Below are 6,105 nucleotides of genomic sequence, written 5' to 3' on the forward strand. Positions count from 1 at the left end.
CGCCTGGTAATCGCTTTCACACAGGGCCGGATCAGTGGAAGACGCGGCGCCGGTCAGTTCCTTGAGTAAAGCGCGGTAATCCGGATCGGACATTCCGCGCTCGTTCTTTGCGATATGGATTGAGGCTTTTTGCTGGTTGGTAAGCATTTTTTAACCACTAATTAACACTAATTCTCACTTATTTTTTGATAGGATTAACCGGATCAACTTGATTTTTACTGGCGAGTCTCCGGTCTATTTCGGCGGCGATCAGAGCCCCGGCTTTTTGCAGTTCCCGGACGCGATCATCTTTTGTTGGTTTAAAGCATTTTATTGACCAGGGCCAAAAAACACCTCTGTCGACAACAACGCTAATGAGTTCGCTTTGCAAACTCATTACTTGTGGTAAAGCGTAACATGCCGCCGCCCTGGCCAGTTCCCCGCCAATATGAGCCGCATCATGTTCTGCCTTCCACCCTTCCTCTTCTACTTGGCGTTTGCGTTCTTCTGCGATTAGTTCTATTCCTGTTTTCATGATACTGGCCGCGCTGTTGCCGTCATTGTTCGCTTTGGCGATGGCCTTGAATTTATTATCGCTCCACTCCCGCATTACGTCTCCGGCCATCCATGCATGTTCAGAGATGTTAAGACAAACACTTTTAGAATGTCCTTCAATATGCAACCAGATGCCGTCCGTTTTCTTGACAATGTCGATTGATTTCAATACTTCCATTAGTTCATTCATTTTTTTCGTCTCCTGTTTTTTTTAAAATAAGTTTTGGGGGTGATACGGCCACCCCCGGCGCTTCCGCCGTCCCATTTGGCCGGGACCAGACTACCGTCACGGGCGCTACCCAGTCGCTTCTTCCCCGGTGCTGCCAGCGTTTTGTATTTTTTGTATTCCGTTCAATACCTCTTTGCGGACAGACTCAACCCCGCGTAGTGTAGCTTTTGCATAGGCTTCCGTTAACAGACTGAATGTCTCAGTACCAATTCCGCAACAATACGCTAATGTTGGATTTGTCATAATTTGGTTAAGAGTGTGTCTTACCGCCTTAAGAAGCTGTTCTTCGGCAGGCTGTCCATCCATTTGTGTTGATGTTAACATACTTTCTCTAAGCGTTGGCATTTTTTTGTCTCCTGTTTTGGTTAAAATAAGTTTTGGGGGTGATACGGCCACCCCCGGCGCTTCCGCCATCCCATTTGGCCGGGACCGGTCTAGCCGACACGGGCGCTACCCAGTCTTAACATTTCCATCCGGCGCTGCCGGACAGCTTTTTATTTTATAATTATTCCGAATGCCTTAAGCATGGAATATTTCAATTCAATCAGCGCTATTTGCAGTTGCAGCATGTGCCAGCCGAGAGTATCTTTGTATAAATTCATATTTACATCGGTACAGCGGTGAACAATGCAGTATCTGCGCTCCAGTGCTTTTCTGATCTGTCTTTTACTTCTTATTTTCATTTTCAACTTTCAATTTTCAATTAAAAGTGCCGGACTGGCGACCGGCGCTCCCGGCCGTTGCATCCGCCGTTGCATCCGGCTTGTTATTGATTTTGATTATTTTGGTGTGCGATTCGAAGAGTTCGATAAACCAGCCGCCAGTCCAGGAAAGATAGTGATCCAGTAATTCCTGGGACATAACCGCAACACATGCCTCACCGCGATCAAATATCGGTTTGTGAGAACGACAAAGCGCCGTCAGGATATAATCCTTCAGTATCTGATGCGGCGTTTTGGGAGTCAGGTTTAAAAAATCAATAAACGATATATTGCGAATGCCTTTCTCTGCCGCCGCACGCTCAAGCTGTGCTTGTGGTACCGGCTGATCAACAATCATGATCGCCAGCTTCCACCGCTTCAGCGCTTTTCGTAATTCCCATTGCCACTTTTCCATGATTTTCTGTCTCCTGTTTTTCATTTTCAATTTTGTCTTCGCTCTGCTCACGCTCATTTCATAGTCAACTTTCAATTTTCAATTAAAGGCGGGCCGGACTGGCGACCGGCGCTCCCAGCTTTAGTCGGGCCAGACGCCGCCGGATTTACGCCATTCGATGGCTATTTCGAGGTCGCTCAGGGCTATCCTGTCGCGACCCTTGCGGCGGGCAAAGCCCTGCGCCCGATCGAGGTCTTCGAACAGCGTCCGCAGTTTGCCGTCGCGGTCTTCCGCCGCCTGGTGGGCATACTTGACCAGCTCCAGCGGAGCTTCCGGGTTAAACGCTTTGACGACGGCTTCCACTTCCTCGAAAATGACTTTTTCCGGGATTTCAACCGTGAATTTTATGCGGCCGCGGAACTGCTCGAAGTAGTTCCGCATGCGCCCGTATTTGAGCTCCGACAAATAAACGTCGGTGAAGATCAGCACGACCGAACAGCCGCACATGTCGTGCAGGTCGCGGAGAAGTTCCAGCGCACTGGTCATCCCCGCGCGGGGCATGAGATGCCCGGCCTCGTCGGCGATGATCACATTATGCGAGCCGAACGCCGAACGCAGCCGCGCTTCCAGGTCGCCCCGGTTCTTGCCGTTCGTCCCGATGCCGCATTTCTTGCACAGTTCCCGCACCAGCGTCATCCGGTTGCAGTCCGACGGGACGCGTACATACTTGGCGCGGCCGTGATTGTTCTCGCGCGCCCAATGCTGCGCAGTGAGCGTTTTTCCGCGCCCGGTCGGGCCGGTGACGGTAACCATGGAACTAAGGGTTTTGGCGTAGTCCAGGGCTTCGGTGATGCGTCTGGTGACGATTGTGTCGACTACCCGCACGGAATTTACGGTCCGGTATTTCAGGCGCTCGATTTCTTCGCAAAGCGCCCCCACGGCTTCCAGCTTGCCTATCCAGGCCAGCCGAACGGTTTCGTAATCTATTTCCAGTTTTTTCTGCAGCGCGTTTTTAGAGCCGCCGAGTTCGTCCATCGTGTAGCCCCAGAGCCATTCGAGAAGCTGCTGCTCTTTTTGCTCGTAGCCGGCAATGCCTTTGCGGAATATATTCATTCCGATGTTGATCGCGTCCTGAGCCATGTTGGCTTCCGGGGCGGGGTTGCCTTTCCCGTGCGCGGCGTGATTGCCGACGCCCTGGGCCGTTCCTGCGTGTCTGGTAGTCATAAGCCTTGTCTCCTTGTGGTTATGAACTGATGAAAATCGTTAATGTCCGCGTCGCTGGCCTTGCGTTCCGGATTAACCGGTTTCCGGTCAATGACTGTCGTCTGAAATTCGAGAAGCCTGTTTCTTTCCGCTTCCGTCAGGCGGGGTTTCCGCTTCGGTGCGGGCGCCGGGGCGATCGCTTCCTGGTAACCCGGCTCCAGCCTGGGATCGTCGGCGGGGGCGTAGATGCCCGGGTTGTGGTCGCCGCCCTGGACGCTCCGCTTGCTGTCGATCAGCTTCAGGCGCGGCGCGTCCAGTTGCTCCGCCGAAAGCGCGTACAGCGTCAGCGGGTCGAGTTTTTCAAATCCTCCGGCAAGCTGCAATACCATTGTCCTGGCGAGTTTCGCCTGGCGGCGCTGCAGCGCTATTTCAGCTTTCAGCAATTCCCGTTCGCCGGCGCTTTTGGCGTATGCCGCCACTTGCGGCTTGGTCGTGCATTCGCAGATCGGTTTGCCGTTCGGCTCGAAAGCGAAAACATGGGAAGGATCGTTCGCGTCGGTTTTGATCATCACTTTTTTGTCGAAGTAATTCCAGAGCTTGTCGTCGCCGCGATATTCCACTTTCCCGAAAAAGACGCTCGGGCCGCGCCTGACCTGGTACAGCTTGGCCGCCGGCTTCAGGAAGGCGCTAAACAGTTCCCGCTCCGCCATCGGCGCGCGCCGCAGGCGGTTTTCCGGGGCGAACGCCTGGGCCGGGGACAAACCGCTGAGGATTTTGCCGTCGTTCGGCGTCTGGTGGTATTCGGAAACCCATTTATTGAAGAGATCGCAAAGCTCATTAAGGTTCGGCAGCAGATGCGCGTTTTTGTAATAAAGCTGCGCCTGATCCGGGCGTTTGCTCGGCGTGTTGCCCAGGTAACCGGGATGCAGCTTGTCGAACTCCCTCGAAAGATAGCCGAAGAAGCGCTCGACGCACTTCGCCCGGCCGTTGTACGGCAGGCTGTTGGTCATCTTGATATCGAGTTCCCTGAGTATCGAATGCTCGTAGGTTTCAGTCCCGGACTCGTTCATCGAGAAAGTCACCGGAGCCCCGAAACCCTTGCAGAGAAAATCCTTGCCGTTATCGATATACAGCGCGTCCGGGCGGCCGTAATAAGCTATCCCCTGGGCCAGCCCGTTTCTTACCGTCCAACTGTTCGGGCTGTTCTCCAGTATCTGCACGGAAACCGCGTGCCAGCTCTTGGCGTCGAAATAAACGCAAATCCAGGGCCGTACGGCTTCCCATTTCTGTTTTTCGCTGTTCCATACCCGGATCGGGAAATCGAGCACCCGGTGGTCGGCAAACCATATTTGATTAGCCATTACCGCCGCCCAGTCGCGGGAAATGTAACTGAGCATGTTATCCCGAACCCAGGCCGGGCCGAGCCGGGCGTTGTTTACCACCAGCGGGTTAAGTTTCGCGACCTGGTATTTAACCTGGTCGATATTCGGGATCGCGGCCAGCCGGTCGAGTTCACGGGTGCGCCTGGACGCCATGCGCCAGGACTGCTTCAGCGACCAGTGGTTGCGGTTCAGGTAAGTGGCGAAAAACAAGCGCCAGAAAAGTTCGCAGCCGTAACGTTCGCTGCCGCCCGACCAGCAGTTGGCCAGGGCGTTTTTGTTTTCCCAGAGGATTTTGTTTTTCCCCGGAGTTTTCAGTTTGCCGATCCAGTTCCGGTAATTGTCGTATTTCAGGGCGGACGCGCCTTGCTTGCCGGAGCTTGTCAGGTGGGGAAAAAGGTGGGCTTTAAGCGCGATATTTTCGCAGCAGACGGGATAATTGGCGCGGGTACGTTCGTGCTCCTCGTGAACCAATTTACAAAACAGCCATTTTTCGTCCCGCAGCGCCCGTTCCTTTACCGGCAGCTCCGCCGCCGGCCGCCGCACGGCCAGGGCCGTTTGTTCCAGTTTTACCAGGTTAGCTTCGCCCCCTCCGAAATTCAAAGCTAATGCCGATGCTCCCATAAAAAACCTCCGGTTTTCAGTTATCAGTAACCAGTTATCAGTTATGCCGGTCAGGCGACCGGCGCTCCCAGCATATTTTCAACCCGCCTGGAGTTGCGCCGCCACGCGTTCGCGGATTTCCGCCAGCTTATCAGCCTGGGCGCGCAATTGCTGTTCAGCGGTGGCGATGACCGTCGGGTCGCCGCCGCGGACGTTCAAATAATTAACGACATTTTCGACCAGTACCATGCCGCTTTTGTAGCATTTGCCGACGGCTTCCCCGTCAAAGCGTTCGTCCATAAACAATTGGTCGAGCTTCTCGTCGTCGGTTTTGAGAAAAGCATCTATCGCCTCGAACATGTCCGGCTGGTATTTGCTGCTTTTTCCGCTGCCGCTTTTCGGCGCTTCGCCCAGGCATTCGCAGACGGCGGCGCGGACTTCGTCGCGGGAAAGTTTTTCCGGGGGATAGGCTTCTAAAAACCGAGTAATGTCTTTCCGGGGAAGACGGGACATCGCCAGCAGCTTTTCCGTATCAACCGGGAAAAGCCGCCGGTAAAGCTCATCGCTGACATCGAGCAGCAGGTTGCCGATCTGGCGCAAGTGGTGCAAATCCGATCCGGCCAGTTCATTGCCGCGCGCCCAATCTATCCAGCCGGTGACGTCGTCTTTGAAATTGTCGCGGCGGGCGCTGGCGATCAATACCGCTATTGAGGCGCGGTACTTCCTGGCAAAATCCAGTATTTCCCGCAAGCACGAGGTTTTATCTTCCAATCTCGCCGGGATTACTTTGTCAGCAATTGATTTGTATTGTTCCATGTTGCTATAACCTCAATTTGCGAAAACCGTTTACACTATTTCTTTAATTCTGATTCCAGGCAATCCATCCGTACCTTGATGAAAGCTTTTTCGCCGCCCTGTAAAGCCGCGCCCGGAATATCCTCACCCTCCTTGAGCAGCCGCAATACGGCGGCTATGCTGATCACCGGCTGGTCCGCGTATAATTCATGCCCGTTCTCGTCGGAATAAGCGATAATTTTTTCACTGTCGGTTATCTTGACGCTG

The 6,105-nt window shown here is 53.8% G+C and carries 7 protein-coding genes; all 7 read right to left on the bottom strand.

Features of this window, described 5'->3' with window-relative positions:
* Window positions 1–178 precede the first annotated feature (178 nt).
* Complete coding sequence (locus PHP98_11320) at window positions 179–724, bottom strand: hypothetical protein (protein MDD5484219.1); 546 nt, start codon at window positions 722–724, stop codon at window positions 179–181.
* Between the two features lie 105 nt (window positions 725–829).
* Window positions 830–1,177, bottom strand: a complete 348-nt coding sequence (locus tag PHP98_11325) for a hypothetical protein (protein ID MDD5484220.1) — start codon at window positions 1,175–1,177, stop codon at window positions 830–832.
* 285 nt (window positions 1,178–1,462) lie between these two features.
* Window positions 1,463–1,909 (bottom strand): hypothetical protein, encoded by a 447-nt coding sequence (locus PHP98_11330; GenBank protein ID MDD5484221.1) that lies wholly within the window; start codon window positions 1,907–1,909, stop codon window positions 1,463–1,465.
* Window positions 1,910–1,999: 90 nt separating this feature from the next.
* Complete coding sequence (locus PHP98_11335) at window positions 2,000–3,082, bottom strand: AAA family ATPase (protein MDD5484222.1); 1,083 nt, start codon at window positions 3,080–3,082, stop codon at window positions 2,000–2,002.
* Window positions 3,079–5,064: a Mu transposase C-terminal domain-containing protein gene (locus PHP98_11340; protein ID MDD5484223.1), complete on the bottom strand. Its 1,986-nt coding sequence runs from the start codon at window positions 5,062–5,064 to the stop codon at window positions 3,079–3,081. Before PHP98_11340 ends, PHP98_11335 begins: the two co-directional genes overlap by 4 nt.
* 78 nt (window positions 5,065–5,142) lie before the next feature.
* Window positions 5,143–5,859: a hypothetical protein gene (locus tag PHP98_11345; GenBank protein MDD5484224.1), complete on the bottom strand. Its 717-nt coding sequence runs from the start codon at window positions 5,857–5,859 to the stop codon at window positions 5,143–5,145.
* Window positions 5,860–5,894: 35 nt separating this feature from the next.
* A partial coding sequence (locus PHP98_11350) for a hypothetical protein (GenBank protein MDD5484225.1) occupies window positions 5,895–6,105 on the bottom strand: 211 nt, incomplete at its 5' end.

This window comes from Kiritimatiellia bacterium (assembly GCA_028715905.1).
Lineage (GTDB): Bacteria > Verrucomicrobiota > Kiritimatiellia > JAAZAB01 > JAAZAB01 > JAQUQV01.

What these genes read in the sequence shown, in the direction of transcription:
- PHP98_11335 (MDD5484222.1), bottom strand. Translation starts at nt 3,082, where the DNA reads ATGACTACCAGACACGCAGGAACGGCCCAGGGCGTCGGCAATCACGCC.
- PHP98_11340 (MDD5484223.1), bottom strand. Translation starts at nt 5,064, where the DNA reads ATGGGAGCATCGGCATTAGCTTTGAATTTCGGAGGGGGCGAAGCTAAC.
- PHP98_11345 (MDD5484224.1), bottom strand. Translation starts at nt 5,859, where the DNA reads ATGGAACAATACAAATCAATTGCTGACAAAGTAATCCCGGCGAGATTG.
- PHP98_11320 (MDD5484219.1), bottom strand. Translation starts at nt 724, where the DNA reads ATGAATGAACTAATGGAAGTATTGAAATCAATCGACATTGTCAAGAAA.
- PHP98_11325 (MDD5484220.1), bottom strand. Translation starts at nt 1,177, where the DNA reads ATGGCGGAAGCGCCGGGGGTGGCCGTATCACCCCCAAAACTTATTTTA.